This is a genomic window from Enterovibrio norvegicus, assembly GCF_002876705.1.
GTDB lineage: Bacteria > Pseudomonadota > Gammaproteobacteria > Enterobacterales > Vibrionaceae > Enterovibrio > Enterovibrio norvegicus_B.
On sequence record NZ_MDAG01000035.1, the window covers coordinates 1 to 18334 of the forward strand.

Sequence of the window (18334 nt, forward strand, 5' to 3'; positions counted from 1 at the left end):
GCGTTATGGACCCACCTGATTCCATGCCGAACTCAGTAGTGAAACGTAACAGCGCCGATGGTAGTGTGGGGTTTCCCCATGTGAGAGTAGGACATCGCCAGGCTTTAATTTCGTTTTCATCTTTTTATGAAAAAGATGAAGGCAAAAAGATTAGATATGCGCTTTGAACGACGTATATCGGATAGGCAGGAAACTGTTTATCACCGTGTGGAGCGGTAGTTCAGTTGGTTAGAATACCGGCCTGTCACGCCGGGGGTCGCGGGTTCGAGTCCCGTCCGCTCCGCCATTTATTCAGACAGAGTTAAGTCTTTAAAATAACTACAGGGGTGTAGCTCCAACTGGCAGAGCAGCGGATTCCAAATCCGCGTGTTGGGAGTTCGAATCTCTCCACCCCTGCCACATTTAAGGCTCCAGCAGAAATGCTGGAGCCTTTTTTCGTTTCCGTCGCTTTTTGTTGGGATCTGGTGCGCCAGCCCGGCCGAATCTCTCCATCCCTGCCACATTTAAGGCACCAGACTGTGCATACTGGAAGATATGCTAGAACCTTTTCATGTCTGCTACTTTTTCCATGGTCTGGGTGCTGGAACGCCAGAACGACCGGGTCTTTCTGCCTTTGCCCTCTTTAAAGCGCTAGGTTGCGCATCCCAGTAACATTGCTATAGCTTTGAATGTTCTATTTCGTCGCTGTGCTCCACAGAAGTGCTGTAGCCTCTTCTTCTTAAAGTCTTTCATTGTTTGAAGATCAAAAGTAAAACAAAGTGAGATTACAGATGTTTTCTGTCTATCTGCGTCGGTTTCATTTTTAGGTTGGTGATAAGTTCTTATGAACTGATAGAATTTAGCTTTAGGAAGTCACTGTTGTTCTTGGCTATCCACTAAAATTCACTGGCTTCTTTTGGTTATCACGACGGCTACATTGCAATGAAAATTCTTAAAAAGCGTTGGCTTGCTCTTGGCACTGCAATCTTGATTGGTGCGGTATCAGTATGGCTTTATGGCATCTTTGAGGTGCCTGAAACGCCGAGGTTGGCAAGCAGTCAAGAAAACGTTAGCTGTTTGAGTTATCCCGTATCGTCTTCCATCGATGTGAGGAAACCGCTGAACCTCGCTGTGTGGAACATATACAAGCAGCAGTTGGAAGGGTGGGAAGACGAGTTGTTGGCTCTCTCCAAAGCATCCTCTTTGATTCTTCTTCAAGAGGCACAACTATCTCAAGATCTACAGCGCTATATTTCCGCACACAGATGGCACAGTAATCAAGCATTCGCCTTCTCAGTTAATAACGAAGTGGCAGGGGTGATGACACTGTCCGATCTCGCACCTAAAAAAGTCTGTGCTTATACAAAGGTAGAGCCTTACTTACGACTGCCAAAAAGTGCTTTGTATAGCGAGTTTCCATTATCAAATGGTCAAACTCTGTCTGTCATTAATATACACAGTATTAACTTTACCTTTGGAATAGAGGAATACCGAGAACAGCTCAATGCATTGGTTGATGCGGTGACTAAGCTTGATGGCCCTGTGATTGTTGCTGGGGATTTTAATACATGGAGCGAGAAGCGGTTGAAGACGGTTAAGGCCGAGCTTAATCGTATTGGCTTACAAGAAGCTGTCTTTGATACTGATGCACGTTTGAAGGTGTTTAGTTTGCCGTTGGATCATATTTACTATCGAGATTTAGTACTAAATGACGCTAACAGTCGAAGCACGTTAGCCTCCGATCACGCCATGATGACAGCGAGCTTTTCGTTTAAAGTAAATTGATGCGGTTTTACATCATTTGGATACAAAAAAACGCGATGCATTGGCATCGCGTTTTTTCTATGGGACGTTATACGTTATGCGCTAACTTTCGTTACATCGATATAGAGTTTTAGCTTTTGACCGGGTTTGATGTAGGCATTCTTTTTAAGGGCGTTCCACTCCACTAATTCGGAAACAGACACTTTGTAGCGAGCGGCAATACTGCTCAACGAGTCACCCTCTCGAATCTGATAGACGATCGTGCGAATGCGCGCGCCTTCAGCGCCTTTTTTCCAAACAACAAGTTCTTGGCCGATACGAAGAGGATCTTTTGGTGCCATGCCGTTCCAGCGCGCTAATGCGCTGTGAGAAACATCGTGCTTACGAGCGATTGTCCAAAAGCTGTCGCCTTTTTTTACGTTGTAAGTCACTTTGTAGTCGCCACGTTTTTTGCTTGTCAGGGTTGCTAAACGTTGAGGGGCGCTGAGTGAGTATTGACTCTCGTCTTTTAATGCAACAGGGATCATCAGATGCTGCCCAGCACGAATAGTCGTATTCTTCATGTTATTTGCACGCTGAATGACTTTCACTGTGGTGTTATTACGCTGAGCGATTAGTCCAAGAGAGTCGCCGCTTTTCACCTTGTAACGTGTGACTTTGATGCCCTGATTATCGTTTTCGGCCAATTTCTGCTTAAAGCGACTCACATTCTCATTTGGCAGAAGCAAGTGTGTCGGGCCATCAGGAGAGGTAGCCCAATGGTTGTAGGCAGGGTTTAGGCTTTGCAGCTTGGACAAAGACAAGCCCGCGTAATTTGCAGCTAACGCTAAGTCCATTTGAACCTTTGGCTCGACCGTGTCTAGCACAGGCTTATTAGCAATGGCTGGCAGCGGTAAGCCATACTTATCTTGATTCTTAACCACATCAGCGACAGCGATCAGTTTAGGGACATACCCACTGGTTTCTTTTGGTAAATCGAGTGACCAAAAGTCTATTGGTTTACCCGCAGCTTTATTTTTACGAATTGCACGGAACACACGGCCTTCACCGGTATTGTAGGCTGCAAGAGCATGTAACCAATCACCATCGAATTTCTTATGAAGGTACTCAAGCAGATCTAATGCAGCGTCTGTTGAGGCAACCACATCACGGCGACCGTCATACCACCAATTTTGTTCCAAGCCAAAACGGCGACCTGTATCTGGCACAAATTGCCAAAGGCCAGCAGCGCGACCATGGGAGTAGGCAAATTGGTCGAATGAGCTTTCTACAACAGGAAGTAGCGCGATTTCTAAGGGGATACCACGGGCTTCTACTTTCTCAGTAATGAGGAATAGAAAAGGCTCTGCGCGCTTGGCTACAGTTTTTAGATGTTGTGGGTGCTTGAGGTACCAATTGCGATAGTAATTCACGCGTTTGTTGTTAGGTACGGGCATTTCAAGCTGCATCGAGATCCGTTCCCAAACATCATCCTGGTTTTGCGGTGTGATGACTGGGGCTTCCGGCTTTGCTTCAACAACAATGGCTGGCGTTTCCGCAATGCTTTGTTTGATAGCCGTATTTGGTTCTTTCGGCGTATTAGTCGTAGTGGCGACGTCTTCTTGCCCTGTGAGTTGGCATCCTGCGAGGAACATCGATCCTACTAATACATAACGGAACTTCATGTGTTAGAAACCTTTCAAAAAATAGCCGCTGATAATAAGCGGCCTGGAGTAATGCTTACAAGTGACGAATGTCAAAATTCGTCCTTCCAACGTCTTAGTGCGGTGAAAGTTTCTAGATCTGACCTATCTTTTGCTCTGTTTTTCACCCCTTCTTTTACTGAGGGATGATGTGCACGAAGGAAAGGGTTAATTGCCTTCTCTCTTGCAATAGAGCTAGGGATTGAACTTTTCCCTTGTGAGCGCCAATTTGCAACTTCTGCAACATATTGATTCAGTTCAGTGTTATTCGGCTCGATGGCTAGTGCAAATTTCAAGTTTGATTCTGTGTACTCGTGAGCGCAAAACACTTGAGTGTTATCAGGTAAGGCTGAAAAAGCAGACAATGAATGCAACATCTGTGCAGGTGAGCCTTCAAATAGTCGGCCACACCCACCTGAGAACAAGGTATCACCACAAAACAACATGCCATCAGCGTAATAAGCAATATGGTCAAGTGTATGGCCCGCAACATGCAGAACGCGGAATGTCGTGTTGTTGAGTGTGAAAGTGTCGTTATCTTTAAGAGGGTGCGTTACATCAGGAAAGCGTTCGGTGGCTGGACCGTAGACTGCAGCTGAGGGAAAGGCTGCTTTAAGAGAGGGCACGCCGCCCACATGATCTGCGTGATGGTGGGTAATCAGAATAGCATCAAGCGTTAGCCCTAGGTTGCTTAGCGTTTCCACGACTGGCTTGGCATCACCAGGATCGACGACAACGCAATGATTGTCATCATTTTTTAGTAGCCAGATGTAATTGTCATTGAATGCGGGTATGCTTGATACAGATAGCATTTCATTCTCCAGCTATAACATAGTATTTATGAAACCAGCTCGCAGCCAACGTCCACTAGAATACCCTTATACATGGGATCAATTCGCGCATGGCGAATGGGCGTGCGCGCACATTCAAACGCGGCTGGATGAGTGGCTTCCCAGAATGTTTGGTTATCACATGCTGAAGCTTGGTGGCCTGAGCTGCGAGTTAGTCAGTGGTCATTGTAACATTCAGCACCAAGTCTGTATCGACAAGTTAAATCCCCTTCGTAATGTCGAATCCGAAAACTATGACCTTCCCTTTGTTGATAAAGCATTCGACGTTTGCGTATTAGCAAACCAGCTTGATTACTCTGATGACCCGCACCGATTACTTCGCGAAATTGATAGAGTGATGATAGACGATGGCTATTTGGTTATCACTGGTGTGAACCCTAGCAGTATTATGGGGATTGGAAGATTGATTCCTTGGCGCAAAAATCGGATGCCTTGGAATGGGCGAATGTTTACGCCTTTGAGGGTGAGGGATTGGTTGGGTGTTTTAAACTACGAAATTGTTGAGCTGTCTTGCTTTGGCTTGATTCCAGCCACACAGCATCGTACGTGCGGAGTGTGGTTTGAAAATGCATGCTCTGGGCTGCTGCCTGCAATTGGCTCGTTGTATTTTATCGTGGCGAGAAAGCGAACGTACCCACTAAAACCGATAAAACCTGAGTGGAAAATGCGTAAGCGTTTATCGCCAGTCAGTGTGAATTATAGAACCGGATCTGGCGACGTTTAAACGGCGTTAATCTGAAAGCGCGGGCGTGGGTGTCATGCCCTATGAATGGTATTACTCGTTGGTTTGGTAGCCCGTATCGGGTTGTGTTGGCTTCTCTGCACCAGCGCGAGCGAGTTCGTCACAGCGCTCATTCTCAGGGTGGCCAGCATGACCCTTTACCCATTGCCAATCCACACGATGGCGCTGAGTTTCTTCATCTAAACGCTTCCATAGATCGGAATTTTTCACCGGCTTTTTCTCTGCCGTTTTCCAACCGCGTTTTTTCCAATTGTGAATCCACTGCGTAATACCTTGTCGAACATATTGGCTGTCCGTCGTCAGTGTTACATCGCAAGATTCTTTTAATGTCGCTAAACCAACAATGGCAGCCAGCAACTCCATGCGGTTGTTGGTTGTTAGGTCAAAGCCTTCACTGAGCTCTTTTTCATGCGCTTTGTAACGCATGACAACGCCATATCCACCAGGTCCAGGATTACCAAGACAAGAACCATCCGTGAAAATTTCTACCTGCTTGACCATATTTGTTAGTATCTATGTAAATTAATCGCCAAGTCTGACACAAGTGACGCCATGAAAGCCAGTTACGACAGAATAATCGTTCTCGATACAGAAACCACGGGTATGAACCGTGAAGGTGGCCCTCACTACGAAGGCCATAGAATCATTGAAATCGGTGCCGTTGAGATCATCAATCGCAAGCTCACCGGTAAGCATTTTCACGTCTACATTAAGCCAGATCGCCAAATCGATCCTGAGGCTATCGGTGTTCATGGTATTACCGACGAATTCTTAGTGGATAAGCCTGAATATGGCGAGATTCACAAAGAGTTTTTGGAATTCATCAAAGGCGCTGAAATGGTCGCGCACAACGCGCCCTTTGACGTCGGTTTCATGGATCATGAATTCCAAACGCTGGATCCCACCATCGGTAAAACAGAGCAGTTCTGTAAGATCACCGATACCCTGGCGATGGCGAAACAGATATTTCCGGGTAAGCGAAATAACCTCGATATTCTCTGTGAACGTTATGGCATAGACAATTCACACCGAACTCTCCACGGCGCATTGCTGGATGCCGAGATATTGGCAGATGTTTATCTGTTGATGACGGGCGGACAAACGTCGCTGGCATTTAGTGGTAGCGACGAGAACGCACAAAACGGTGAATCTATTCGTCGTGTAGAAGCGGGTGCGAAATCGCTAAAGATTATCCGTGCATCGGCCGATGAACTACAAGAGCATAATGCGCAGCTTGATACCATAGAAAAAAATGGCAGCTGCTTGTGGAGGCAACAGGAGATTGTATGAAAAGAGGGTGGGCTGGGCTTCTGCTCGTTTTGCTGATGTCGTTCAACGTATCGGCCGCGCAGACATCTGATCGTGACATTCGGTTACTCAACAACCGATTCCGTATCGACTCCACCATCACTCAAGTTGCTTTCGTTATTTATCGTGAAGAAGCGAGCCGTCCCGTTGTGCTTATTCAACCGGACGGTGCCAAGCTCTATGAATGGCGACATCCTGACAATGTCTCATGGCACACAGAAGCCGATATGGACATTGTCTCTGTCTTCAATCCTATGCCTGGACCTTGGCAGGCGATAGGCAAGGTCACGCCTGAGAACAAAATCCGAATTCTCTCCGAATTAAGCATGAAGGTAGACACCTTCCCTGACCGCCTTTACCAGGGTGAAACCTTAAAGTTCACCGCGCAGTTGATGCAGGCGGGTAGCCCGCTAAACCTCAGAGACTTTCTGGATAGTGTTGAATTGGGCGTTACCTTTACCGAGTTTATTGAAAGCGTTGAAGGCATTCCGGTTGATCAGCGCCCGCAAGCAAAATCCCTTGGACAATTTAAAGACGATGGCGCAGAGCTCGATGAGGTGGCGGGTGATGGCATGTTTACCGTTGAGCTGCCTATCAATGTGCCACCGGGAAAATACCGTGCGCGTGTCACGTCGGGAAATGGTGTGTTTTTCCGAACTCTTGAGCAAGAAGTGTTGGTGTATCCAACACCGCTGATGGCGACGTTTAAACAGAGCCGTAAGAAAGCACTGCCACACCATTTTTTGGTCGAGTCTGACACTGCAAGCGTTGAACCCGGCACCATTGCAACACACGTAGAGTTTACTGACTCCAACGGTAAGCCTTCTGTCTATCAAGGGCAGGCGACGAAGGATTACACTCGTCTGACTGTTGATATCGATAATTTCGACGTGCCAGGACGTCACAAATGGCATGCGTGGCTATATGGCACTGACAAGCTTTCAAGCCGTCCGTTGGTGTTTGAGTTGCCAGAACAAACTTTTGCGGTTGCTGATTATGAAGCCATTGAACAAGCCAAGCTGGAGCGAGAAGCGCGAGAAGCAGAACGCGCGCGTATTGAAGAAGAAAGGCTGGCTGCGATTCAGCGCGAAGAAGATCGCAAAATGGCGCTAATTACGATCATTGGCGGAAACATTCTGCTGCTTGTGCTCGCGATTCTAACTTGGTTCATCATTCGCAAGATCAAGGCCAAGAAGCTTGCTGCAGAGATGGAAGGGGAATTGGAAGCACCACCAGAGGAATCGGATAAAGCTGCATAACGTAAGCACCGAGAGGGTTTATGTTTGCTGGTGATGAACATTTGCTAGTGATAAAAAAGGAGAAGCTATGTGCTTCTCCTTTTTTGATGGTGCGCTCAACCTATAGGGAGTGAGCGATGCTTTTGCGTTTACGCAGCATGAATCACATTGTTCAATGTGGTATCCGCTGCCGCAAGTTCTGCCGGGTCAAAATCATCAACATTGATGGTTTCTAAACGTCCCGCTTCTGCAATGCGTAACTGTTCAGCTTCTTTATCAGTAATCACGCCTTCTTTCAGACCAATCTCCGCCACTTTGTCCAAGAACATAAATGGGAGGTTTTGACCTGTGGCTTTGACGATTTTTTGATAAATAGGCTCGGCAGTCAAAATGTCCATCAGTGCTTGTTCTATCTTACCGACAGGGTTGTGCTCTGATGCCTCAAGGAACTGGCCACGACCGATACGGCTGCGCGCTTCACTTGGGGTTTGAAGGATCTGCGCCACTTTGCCATCCAGTTTGTCACTTGGTTTCGCTCTGCGTGTTCCAAATGGGAACAGGAGTACACGAAGAGGTGCTGCAACCAAACGATTAGGGAAGTTTGCGAGGAACTCAATCAAGGCTTCCTCAGCTTGATAAAGCGCATCCTGCATACCCCAATGCACGAGTGGCAGATCATCTTTTTGATAGCCTTCGTCAGCGTAACGCTTCATTGTTGCTGATGCGAGGTACAGTTGACTTAGAACATCCCCCAAACGCGCAGAGAGGCGTTCCTTACGTTTCAAGTTGCCACCGAGTACTGCCATTGAAATGTCCGCGAGAAGTGCCAGATTGGCGCTGTAACGGTTCATCTGCTGGAAGTAGCGCGTGGTTGCATCTTTACGTGGCGCTTTCGACGTGCGGCCATCCGTGAGACCTAACCAAACCGATCGCATCAAGTTGCTGATGACAAAGCCAACATGGCCAAACAATGCATGGTCAAAAGTCGCCAATGCTTGCTTTTCGTCGTCGTTGTATGCCGCTTCCATTTCTGCCAATACGAATGGGTGACAACGGATAGCACCTTGTCCAAAGATGATCATTGAACGTGTGAGGATGTTTGCACCCTCAACGGTAATGGCAATGGGGGCGCCTTGATACCCACGAGCGAGGAAGTTTTTAGGGCCGATACAAATGCCTTTACCGCCAGCCACGTCCATTGCATCGATGATGCTGCGCTGACCACGGTGGGTACAATGGTATTTGACGATGGCAGAGATAACCGATGGTTTCTCCCCCAAATCAATACCCGCGACGGTCAGGGCGCTTGCTGCGTCCATGACGTAAGCGTTACCGCCAATACGCGCCAAAGGTTCTTCAATGCCTTCCATTTTACCGATAGGCAATTTGAACTGACGACGAATTCGTGCGTAAGCACCTGTGGCTAACGCTGCTGATTTCAGACCGCCTGTTGAGTTTGATGGCAGGGTAATACCACGACCGACTGACAGACATTCGACGAGCATTCTCCAGCCTTGTCCGGCCATTTCTGCACCACCGATAATAAAATCGATAGGCACGAAAATGTTCTCACCAGTTGTGGGACCATTTTGGAAAGGCAGGTTAAGTGGGAAGTGACGGCGGCCAATCTCTACGCCTTCAATGTCCGTTGGGATTAACGCACAGGTAATACCAAGATCTTTGGTGTCACCCAATAGGCCTTCGGGATCTTTCAGTTTGAATGCGAGACCCAGTACCGTCGCAACAGGGGCGAGAGTGATGTAGCGTTTGTTCCAGGTAATCGACATACCCAGCACTTCTTTGCCTTGCCACATGCCTTTGGTGACGTAACCCTCATCAGGAATCGACCCAGCATCAGAACCTGCTTCTGGGCTCGTCAACGCAAAACAAGGAATCTCCTTGCCTTCAGCAAGGCGCGGCAAGTAATGGTTTTTTTGATCTTCTGTACCATAATGTTGCAGCAATTCGCCTGGGCCCAAGCTGTTTGGTACACCAACGGTTGACGATAATACGCCAGACACGCCAGTCAGTTTCTGCAACACCAAAGACTGTGCATATGCCGAAAACTCCAAACCGCCATATTCTTTCTTAATGATCATGGCGAAGAATTTTTTGTCTTTTAGGAATTGCCACACATTCGGTGGTAAGTCTGCTAATTCATGGGTCACTTGGTATTCGTTAACCATGCGACACACTTCGTTTACTGGGCCATCCAAAAACGCTTGTTCTTCCGCGCTGAGTCGTGGTGCAGGAATGTCATGAAGTTTGTTCCAGTCTGGCGCACCGCGAAACAGATCCGCTTCCCACCACACCGTACCCGCATCGATCGCTTCTTTTTCCGTTTGTGACATTTCTGGCATCACACCACGGAATGCTTTTAATGCTGGCTTACTTAACCAACTTTCGCGGAAAGACTTCACGTTCAATGGAATAGCGATGGCGACAAAAATAAGCCACGTGACTTGTCCCACGATGCCCATGATTGATCCAACAATTAACAAACCAGCAGCCAGCGCAGTAAACAGCTTTAAGCCAGCACGATGGTAAGCCATCACAGCCATGATGGCGGCAAACGTAATCAGGTATAGGGTTGTTGCCATTTTCGGTTCTCCTTCTCCAGCAACCCGTCACTAAATGGTAAGAGGTCATACCACTTAATTGTAAGCAGGTTTTTGCAAGAATGTAAAACAATGACCGGTAAAAATGTGCTCCGTCTTTCATCTGTTAGAGAAATTACTCTAATGATTTTTTCAGTTAATTGTTTTCACACAACAATCACAACCGTCATGGGAATATCGACAGCTTCCAGTGTTTACAGGTACACTGGCTCGACAGATATTTGGGCGGCTTGCCCCATGTCATCCAATATAAAAAAAGAGAATAGCCCATGTACCAAGACCTTATTCGCTCTGAGCTGACGGAAGCTGCAAGCGTGCTAGACGCGTTTCTAAAAGACGAAAAGAACATTGCGAACATTGAAGCTGCTGCAAAGCTGCTGGCGGATTCATTTAAAGCAGGCGGTAAAGTGCTTTCATGTGGTAACGGTGGCTCCCACTGTGACGCAATGCACTTCGCTGAAGAATTGACAGGTCGTTATCGCGAAAACCGTCCAGGTTACCCTGCGATTGCGATTTCAGACCCTAGCCATATCTCCTGTGTGAGTAATGACTTTGGTTACGAGTTTGTATTCTCTCGCTACCTTGAAGCGGTGGGCATGAAAGGCGATGTCTTGTTTGGTTTGTCGACATCTGGCAATTCGGGCAACATTCTTCGCGCGATTGAAGCGGCAAAAGCCAAAGGCATGACATCTATCATGTTGACAGGTAAAGACGGCGGTAAAATGGCAGGATTGGCGGACATTGAAATTCGTGTGCCGCATTTTGGTTATGCTGACCGAATTCAGGAAGTGCACATCAAGATCATTCACATCCTGATCCAGCTTGTCGAAAAAGAAATGGAAAAATAATTGGGCCTAGCTCATACCGTGCTGAGTTGCTCGACGATGAGCAACTCTCGCCGTTGATAAGGAAAGCGTGACGGAACATGTGTGAACTTCTTGGCATGAGTGCCAATGTGCCAACCGATATTTGTTTTAGTTTTACAGGTTTGATCCAGCGTGGTGGTAATACAGGTCCGCACCGAGATGGTTGGGGAATTGTATTTTATGAAGGCAAAGGCTTTCGCACATTCAAAGATCCCAACCCAAGCTGCAACTCTAAAATCGCCGAGCTCGTTCAAAGCTATCCCATAAAAAGCTGTGCGGTAGTGAGTCATATTCGACAAGCTAACCGGGGAGATGTGAATCTAGAAAACACGCACCCCTTTACACGTGAGATTTGGGGACGTTATTGGACGTACGCGCACAATGGTCAATTGACGGGTTATGAAGACATGCCATCAGGGCACTTTAAACCGGTTGGTGAGACAGACAGCGAAAAAGCGTTTTGCTGGCTACTGCATGAAATTGAGCAGTACTACCCAGAAAAGCCGGAAGACATGACAGAGGTCTTCCGTTTTATCGCAAGTCGTTGTGATAAATTGCGTGAGCTTGGTGTGTTCAACATGCTGTTCAGTGATGGCGATTATGTCATGGCCTACTGCACCAACAATCTCCATTGGATCACACGACGTGCACCGTTTGGCAAAGCCAGTTTGATTGATGAAGATGTGACGGTCGACTTCCAAGAAGAAACCACGCCGAATGATGTGGTGACCGTGATAGCGACCCAGCCGCTCACCAATAATGAAACGTGGCACAAAATGCAGCCTGGTGAATATTGCGTATTCCACTTAGGTGAAGTGATTACCTGCAACCGAGCAGATTTTGAGGGATAACCTCTCGCGCCGGAAAAGGTGATCTTCCAGATATAAAAAAAACGCGCTATTAAGCGCGTTTTTTTATTCTTTTAGTCAGAGGTTAATCCGTCGAGTCTTACTCGGCTGCGTAACCTGCTTCCCCTAAAATTTGGCTATCAAGCAGTGCTTTTCCGTTATCCATGCTCAAACGATCCTGACAGAACCATTCAACCACGAGGGGGTAAATGTTGTGTTCTTGTTCTTGAACACGTTCAACAACTGCGTCAGCATCGTCGCCATCAAAAATAGGCACTTGAGCTTGGAGAATAACAGGGCCGCCATCGAGTTCCTCAGTCACAAAGTGGACAGAGGTTCCATGCTCTTTGTCACCCGCATCAATGGCGCGCTGGTGGGTATTCAACCCTGTGTACTTAGGCAGTAACGAAGGATGAATATTGATCATTTTACCGTGGTAATGCTGAACAAATGCAGGCGTCAAAATACGCATAAAGCCAGCGAGTACAATTAGGTCAGGTTGATAGCCATCAATGGCTGTCATTAACTTGTCGTCGTATTCGCTGCGTTCAGTGATGCCTTTACTTGGCACCACGACAGCATCGATACCCGCCTCTTTCGCACGAGTCAGTCCGTAGGCACTTTCTTTATTCGCCATTACCGCTGCGATATTGATGCCATCTTTTCCATGACATCGGTCGATAATTGCTTGCAAGTTAGACCCGTTACCGGAGACCAGCACTACCACGTTTTTCATGATCACCCCTTGATTTCTACCTGCTCTTCATCGGCAGATGCATTCTCGATATTACCAAGCAACCACGCGTTTTCGCCTTCTTGGTTGAGAATGTCGATAGCTTGTTGAGCTTGCTCAGCAGGCAGGGCAATGATCAAACCAACACCACAGTTAAAGGTGCGGTACATTTCGTGTTGCGTCACGTTGCCGTTCTCTTGCAGCCATTTGAAAATAGCTGGCCATTCCCAGCTGTTTCCATCGATAACGGCTTTCGTGCCTTCAGGTAACACGCGAGGGATGTTTTCCCAGAAACCACCACCCGTGATGTGAGAAATTGCGTGTGCATCGCAGGTTTCTAGCATCTTAAGAACAGGTTTTACGTAAATGCGAGTCGGTTCTAGAAGGTGGTCACCCAAAGGCTTACCTTCAAGCTCAGCGGACACATCGGCGTTTGATACTTCGATGATTTTACGCACTAAGCTGTAGCCATTTGAATGTGGGCCTGATGAAGCGATAGCGATGATCGCGTCGCCAGCACTGACTTTCGAACCGTCAATGATGTCTTCTTTTTCCACAACGCCGACGCAGAAACCTGCAACGTCATAGTCTTCGCCGTCATACATGCCTGGCATTTCAGCGGTTTCACCACCAATCAAGGCACAGCCTGACTGCAAACAACCTTCGCCGATACCAGTGACGACATCTGCCGCCGTATCAACATCCAGTTTGCCTGTTGCATAGTAATCAAGGAAGAATAGAGGTTCTGCACCTTGAACAATCAAATCGTTTACACACATGGCGACCAAATCGATACCGATGGTGTCATGTTTTTTTAGGTCCATCGCCAAGCGTAGTTTAGTGCCCACGCCGTCTGTGCCAGATACCAGCACAGGCTGCTTGTATTTGGTTGGTAGCTCACAGAGTGCGCCAAAACCGCCGATACCACCCATGACTTCAGGACGACGAGTGCGTTTTACGACGCCTTTGATACGGTCAACGAGTGCATTACCTGCATCAATATCAACACCTGCATCTTTGTAGCTAAGAGAAGACTTATTACCGCTCACTGGAGATCCTTACCGAGTTATGGACTAAAAGCGGCGCCATTTTAACAGCGCATTTGCAAAAAGGAAAACGTTTGCGTCAGTCGATTTGTGCTAAAAAAGCGCAACTCGGTGAGCATTGCTATTCGGCGATTTTTTCTCGTGTATAATGCGTGGAATTTGTTTTTTGCAGGAGTCTGTCATGAAAGTCGTCGAGGTTATGCACCCGCTGGTAAAACACAAAATCGGTCTGATGCGCGAAGGTGATATCAGCACCAAGCGTTTTCGCGAGCTGGCGACAGAAGTTGGTAGTCTGCTGACCTATGAAGCAACCTCTGATTTCGAAACTGAAAAAGTGACGATTGAAGGTTGGAATGGTCCAGTAGAAGTTGATCAGATCAAAGGTAAAAAAGTGACCGTTGTTCCTATCCTGCGTGCAGGTCTAGGTATGATGGATGGCGTTCTTGAGCACATTCCAAGTGCACGTATCAGCGTGGTAGGTATCTACCGTGATGAAGAAACGCTAGAGCCAGTGCCTTATTTCCACAAACTGGCAAGCAATATCAATGAGCGCATGGCGCTGGTGGTTGACCCAATGCTAGCGACGGGTGGTTCGATGATCGCAACCATCGACCTGCTAAAAGAAAATGGCTGTTTCAACATCAAAGTGTTGGTACTTGTTGCTGCACCAGAAGGTATTGCAGCACTTGAAAAAGCGCACCCAGATGTTGAGCTTTACACGGCAGCAATTGACGAAAAACTGAATGACAAAGGCTACATCGTTCCTGGTTTGGGCGATGCGGGTGACAAGATCTTCGGTACGAAATAATACTGACAGTCATCCAGAGCAAAAAAAGGCTTCCAATCTGGAAGCCTTTTTTGTTCGCGTAGGTAACAGAGTTAGTCTTCCATTTGCGCGTTATCGACAACGTGGCTCTCGCCCATGTCTTTTGGCAGAACAAGGTTCAAGAAGATCGCAACGATGCCGCAAAGGCTGATGCCCTGAAGGCTGAAGTCGCCGATACCAAATGCCATACCACCTATACCAAACACCAAGGTCACAGCAACGATCGCAAGGTTACGCGCTTTGTGCAGATCCACTTGGTTTTTAATTAACGTGTTTAAGCCAACCGTTGCGATAGAGCCAAACAACAAAATCATGATGCCGCCCATTACTGGAACAGGAATGGTTTGGAGAATCGCGCCCAGCTTACCCACAAATGCCAGCACCAACGCCGTCACCGCCGCCCAGGTCATGATGACGGGGTTGAACGCACGTGTCAGCAAGACGGCACCGGTGACTTCGCTGTAGGTCGTGTTTGGTGGCGCACCAAACATGGACGCAGCAATAGTGGCAAAACCGTCGCCAGCCATGGTGCGGTGAAGACCCGGTTTTTTCAGGTAGTCTTTTTGTGTCACGTTAGAAATAGCCAACATGTCACCCACATGCTCAACCGCTGGCGCGATTGCTACTGGGATCATGAACAAAACAGCATTGATGTTGAACTCAGGCATGGTGAAGTTCGGCATGGATAACCAGGCAGCGTTTGTTACAGGCGAGAAGTCGACCACGCCGAAGAACAGTGCAGTCGTATAACCTGCAATGATGCCGCTTAAAATTGGCACAAGTTTAAAGAAACCTTTTGCAAACACTGACACTCCAATAGTGGTAATCAGTGAAATTGCAGAGATCCATAAAGCGACAGAACCATCAATCAGTTGTACCGCACCATCGCCAGATTTACCCAAAGCCATATTCACGGCAGAAGGGGCAAGGCCTAGGCCGATGACCATGATGACAGGGCCAACAACCACGGGTGGAAGTAAGGTGTGAATAAAGCCGACACCGCGAACTTTGATGATGCCGCCCATGATGACGTAAACCACGCCCGCTACCATTAGGCCACCCATGGTCGCAGGGATGCCCCATGTTTGAACGCCAAAAAGAATCGGCGCGATGAACGCGAAAGAGGAAGCAAGAAAAATGGGTACGGAGCGTTTGGTGATAACTTGGAAGATAAGAGTACCAATACCGGCACCAAATAGTGCAACGTTAGGATCTAAGCCTGTTAACAACGGGACCAAGACCAACGCGCCAAAGGCAACAAATAGCATTTGTGCCCCTTGTAGTATTTGCATCATGACGCAGCATCCTTAATAAAAAAATCGGAAAATACTACCACGAGGTATAGGGTTTTCCCATGAGAGAACAAACCCTTGTCGACGAATTACACAATAAAGCAATAAGATAGGGGATGAGCGGGGATAAATGAAATGGCTATATGACGCAATTTCGGCGTTTTACCATTGCTGCATCTCAGGCTTCATCTTATGATCAACGTTTAAGAATCGAGTTATCTGGCATAGTTATGTTACGAATTTTCTTTTTGGCCCTCGCACTTTTTGTTGGGCAGACAAGCGCCATGGCTGCTTCTATTTTTAATGCAGAAGTAGTGCTGGATGACAGTGATGCCGCCACAGAGCAGTTGGCGAAGGAACAAGCCTTTGTCGATGTGCTTATTCGTGCATCAGGGCAATCAAATGTGGGTGAAAACCCTGTCGTTAAAAAAGCCCTACCCACCGTAAATCAATACATCACTCAGTTGGGCTATGGCGATGTGGATGCACAGCGAAGCCTTATCCTTGGTTTTGACGATGCGAAGATCCGCACCCTTTTGACACAAGCTCAAGCGAAATATTGGGGAGTCCCTCGCCCTGAAGTCCTTTTCTGGGTAGTGCAAGATCAAGCCTCCTCACGCAACGTGGTTTGGGAGCAATCTGGCTCATCATTGATCAACGAACTCAAAGCACAAGGCGAGCGTCGCGGCTTACCTGTTTTGATGCCTGTGGGCGATTTCGATGATGTGGTCGCGATTTCAATTCCTGACTTGTGGGGTGGTTTCGCACAACCGATTGCCGAAGCAAGTGCGCGTTATAACCCTGTGGGTGTTGCCGTCGTTAAAGTACGTGGTAATCAACTCAGTTGGCAATTGTTCCCCAATGCCGCAACCATGGGTAAAGATGCACCCATTGAAGGTCGAGCATCCGGCTCAACGGCCGATGAGTTTGCCACCATGGTGGATGACATCTCTGATTTCTACGCGGAACGTTTCGGCGTGACCTTAGGCGTGGCTGATAGCGGCGCGAAGAAGTTGAATGTGTCGGGCATGGCATCTGCTGAAGATTTCTTTGTTTTAGAGCGTACATTGAAAGGGTTGAACTCCGTGGCAGCACTGAGTTTGGAATCACTGATCAATGATACGGCAACGTTCCGAGTAAGCTTGTTGGCTTCAGAAGATGTGTTCCATAACGAAATGCAGTCTGACCGTCGCTTGCGCCGTGTTGAAACGGTGTTGAGCCTAGCTGAGTCGGTGGATATCGTGACCCCAACACCGTTGGCGGCTGATGGCTCGGTCGTTGACGGCATTGTAGCTGATAGCGCTATCACTGAGGGTGCAGTGGTGGTTGATGGTCAAGCATTACAGAGCATAGCGCCTTCGGTGGTTGCGCCAATCGATCCTGTTGAAGCGTCTCTTGATTACCAATGGAACGGCTAATACGTGATTTGGTAAAACCCGTTCGCTGAAAAACAAAAAGCAGGCTTGAAGCCTGCTTTTTTTGATCCTGCGATTGTCTATTTCTCTTCGTATCGCGCTTTTTCTTCTTTCTCAACCATCGACAGTTTCTTCAGGCCAATGCCGAGTTCTTTGCCTTTCAATTTGGCGTAATACGTGTTGCTGACAAATGCGATGGACGTAATGACCAATTCAACAAGCGCTAACCAGCGCTCACCTTCATCAACGATGAGTAACGTGAGTGCGTGGAGAAAGTAGAACATCAAAACAAAATTCGCCCACGCATGAGTATACGCGTTACCAGTAAGCATGCCTTTCATGGGAAAAAGAAGCGGCAATAACCATGCAATCGTCACGCCCATCGCGTTAACGTGAGGGTGAGGGGATAGAATACCGTGCCAAAGGATTACCCAGCCAGTTAAAGCAAGGTAAGACGTTAGTGCGGCAATCCTCATTGTTGAGGGGGAAGAGAACAACGGATAACTCCTTTTATCGGTATATCGCGTATTTACGCGTTCATTTTTATGGATGTAATTTTGATGCGATGTCGGCCAAGCGCTTTCCGCCAGCAATGGCGAGTGCCTTTTCATCAGTGTCGGGGTGGCGACGCGCTTCACTGGTTAAATGAGAAGGGCCATACGGAGAGCCTCCTCCCGTTGTCGTGTGGAGCGCCGCTTCTGAATGCGGTAAGCCAACGATAACCATGCCGTGGTGAAGTAAAGGCAGCATCATGGATTGCAAGGTGGTCTCTTGTCCGCCATGCAACATGGAACCGGAATTAAAGACCATCGCAGGTTTACCAATCAATGTGCCGGCTAACCATTCTTTGCTCGTACTATCGATAAAATGTTTGAGCGGGGCGGCCATGTTGCCAAAACGGACAGGGCTGCCCAGTGCCAAACCCTGACAGGCTTTTAAGTCTTCAAGGGTAACGAACGGATCATCAGCGGTAACTGCTGGCTTGGTTTCTCCCGCAATGGACAGTTCAGGGACTGTGCGTAAACGCGCGACCGCACCGGTGGATTCGATACCACGAGCGATAAGCCTTGCGACGTTGCGCGTACTTCCATGTCGGCTGTAATACAGCACCAAAATCTCAATCATT

At 47.7% G+C, this 18334-nt stretch carries 17 protein-coding genes, 2 tRNA genes and 1 rRNA gene; 11 read left to right on the forward strand and 9 right to left on the reverse strand.

Features of this window, described 5'->3' with window-relative positions:
• The 4 genes from rrf to BCT27_RS16695 all read left to right on the forward strand — a co-directional run.
• Positions 1-103: ribosomal RNA gene (gene rrf, locus BCT27_RS16680) — 5S ribosomal RNA — on the forward strand; the annotation flags it as partial.
• 106 nt (positions 104-209) lie between these two features.
• Positions 210-286: transfer RNA gene (locus BCT27_RS16685), tRNA-Asp, on the forward strand.
• A gap of 36 nt (positions 287-322) precedes the next feature.
• Positions 323-399, forward strand: a tRNA-Trp gene (locus BCT27_RS16690).
• 522 nt (positions 400-921) lie between these two features.
• Positions 922-1764 (forward strand): endonuclease/exonuclease/phosphatase family protein, encoded by an 843-nt coding sequence (locus BCT27_RS16695; RefSeq protein WP_102392018.1) that lies wholly within the window; start codon positions 922-924, stop codon positions 1762-1764.
• A 74-nt stretch (positions 1765-1838) separates the two neighbouring features.
• Here BCT27_RS16695 and BCT27_RS16700 read toward each other — a convergent pair whose 3' ends face one another.
• Positions 1839-3407 carry a LysM peptidoglycan-binding domain-containing protein gene (locus BCT27_RS16700; RefSeq protein ID WP_198597582.1) on the reverse strand — a complete coding sequence of 523 codons (1569 nt, stop codon included), beginning with the start codon at positions 3405-3407 and terminating at the stop codon, positions 1839-1841.
• A 71-nt stretch (positions 3408-3478) separates the two neighbouring features.
• The gene (gene gloB / locus BCT27_RS16705) at positions 3479-4237 is read right to left on the reverse strand and encodes a hydroxyacylglutathione hydrolase (protein WP_102318223.1); all 759 of its coding nucleotides are present in this window, start codon (positions 4235-4237) and stop codon (positions 3479-3481) included.
• A 28-nt stretch (positions 4238-4265) separates the two neighbouring features.
• Here gloB and BCT27_RS16710 point away from each other — a divergent pair, with 28 nt between their 5' ends.
• Positions 4266-5000, forward strand: coding sequence for a methyltransferase domain-containing protein (locus BCT27_RS16710; RefSeq protein ID WP_026024495.1), 735 nt, complete (start codon positions 4266-4268; stop codon positions 4998-5000).
• Positions 5001-5051: 51 nt separating this feature from the next.
• Here the strand turns inward: BCT27_RS16710 and rnhA are convergent, their stop codons facing one another.
• Entirely contained in the window at positions 5052-5519 is a 468-nt protein-coding gene (rnhA, locus tag BCT27_RS16715; protein WP_102396304.1) for a ribonuclease HI, read from the reverse strand.
• A gap of 51 nt (positions 5520-5570) precedes the next feature.
• Here rnhA and dnaQ point away from each other — a divergent pair, with 51 nt between their 5' ends.
• Together dnaQ and BCT27_RS16725 are read left to right on the forward strand one after the other, a co-directional pair.
• Positions 5571-6308, forward strand: a complete 738-nt coding sequence (gene dnaQ, locus BCT27_RS16720; RefSeq protein ID WP_102396305.1) for a DNA polymerase III subunit epsilon — start codon at positions 5571-5573, stop codon at positions 6306-6308.
• Positions 6305-7585, forward strand: a complete 1281-nt coding sequence (locus BCT27_RS16725) for a TIGR03503 family protein (RefSeq protein ID WP_102396306.1) — start codon at positions 6305-6307, stop codon at positions 7583-7585. The genes dnaQ and BCT27_RS16725 overlap by 4 nt, the downstream gene beginning before the upstream one ends.
• 128 nt (positions 7586-7713) lie before the next feature.
• On the opposite strand, the gene fadE is transcribed toward BCT27_RS16725, so the two are convergent.
• A complete protein-coding gene (gene fadE / locus BCT27_RS16730; protein WP_102259486.1) occupies positions 7714-10164 on the reverse strand; it encodes an acyl-CoA dehydrogenase FadE in 2451 nt (816 codons plus the stop codon).
• Positions 10165-10451: 287 nt separating this feature from the next.
• Between fadE and lpcA the strand changes: the two genes are divergently transcribed.
• Positions 10452-11030 (forward strand): D-sedoheptulose 7-phosphate isomerase, encoded by a 579-nt coding sequence (gene lpcA, locus BCT27_RS16735; protein ID WP_017008985.1) that lies wholly within the window; start codon positions 10452-10454, stop codon positions 11028-11030.
• Positions 11031-11107: 77 nt separating this feature from the next.
• Positions 11108-11899, forward strand: a complete 792-nt coding sequence (locus tag BCT27_RS16740) for a class II glutamine amidotransferase (protein WP_017008986.1) — start codon at positions 11108-11110, stop codon at positions 11897-11899.
• 97 nt (positions 11900-11996) lie between these two features.
• Here the strand turns inward: BCT27_RS16740 and purN are convergent, their stop codons facing one another.
• Positions 11997-12632 carry a phosphoribosylglycinamide formyltransferase gene (gene purN, locus BCT27_RS16745; protein WP_102396307.1) on the reverse strand — a complete coding sequence of 212 codons (636 nt, stop codon included), beginning with the start codon at positions 12630-12632 and terminating at the stop codon, positions 11997-11999.
• 2 nt (positions 12633-12634) lie between these two features.
• The gene (purM, locus tag BCT27_RS16750; protein WP_102318228.1) at positions 12635-13678 is read right to left on the reverse strand and encodes a phosphoribosylformylglycinamidine cyclo-ligase; all 1044 of its coding nucleotides are present in this window, start codon (positions 13676-13678) and stop codon (positions 12635-12637) included.
• Positions 13679-13856: 178 nt separating this feature from the next.
• Between purM and upp the strand changes: the two genes are divergently transcribed.
• The gene (gene upp, locus BCT27_RS16755; protein WP_102318229.1) at positions 13857-14483 is read left to right on the forward strand and encodes a uracil phosphoribosyltransferase; all 627 of its coding nucleotides are present in this window, start codon (positions 13857-13859) and stop codon (positions 14481-14483) included.
• Positions 14484-14554: 71 nt separating this feature from the next.
• On the opposite strand, the gene BCT27_RS16760 is transcribed toward upp, so the two are convergent.
• Complete coding sequence (locus BCT27_RS16760; protein WP_102392011.1) at positions 14555-15796, reverse strand: uracil-xanthine permease family protein; 1242 nt, start codon at positions 15794-15796, stop codon at positions 14555-14557.
• Positions 15797-15936: 140 nt separating this feature from the next.
• Between BCT27_RS16760 and BCT27_RS16765 the strand changes: the two genes are divergently transcribed.
• A complete protein-coding gene (locus BCT27_RS16765; protein ID WP_102318231.1) occupies positions 15937-17211 on the forward strand; it encodes a DUF2066 domain-containing protein in 1275 nt (424 codons plus the stop codon).
• 77 nt (positions 17212-17288) lie between these two features.
• Here BCT27_RS16765 and BCT27_RS16770 read toward each other — a convergent pair whose 3' ends face one another.
• Both BCT27_RS16770 and wrbA read right to left on the reverse strand, forming a co-directional pair.
• Positions 17289-17684: a DUF2069 domain-containing protein gene (locus tag BCT27_RS16770; protein WP_102392009.1), complete on the reverse strand. Its 396-nt coding sequence runs from the start codon at positions 17682-17684 to the stop codon at positions 17289-17291.
• A gap of 67 nt (positions 17685-17751) precedes the next feature.
• On the reverse strand, positions 17752-18333 hold the full coding sequence (wrbA, locus tag BCT27_RS16775) for an NAD(P)H:quinone oxidoreductase (protein ID WP_017014256.1): 582 nt from the start codon (positions 18331-18333) through the stop codon (positions 17752-17754).
• Between the last annotated feature and the right edge of the window lies 1 nt (position 18334).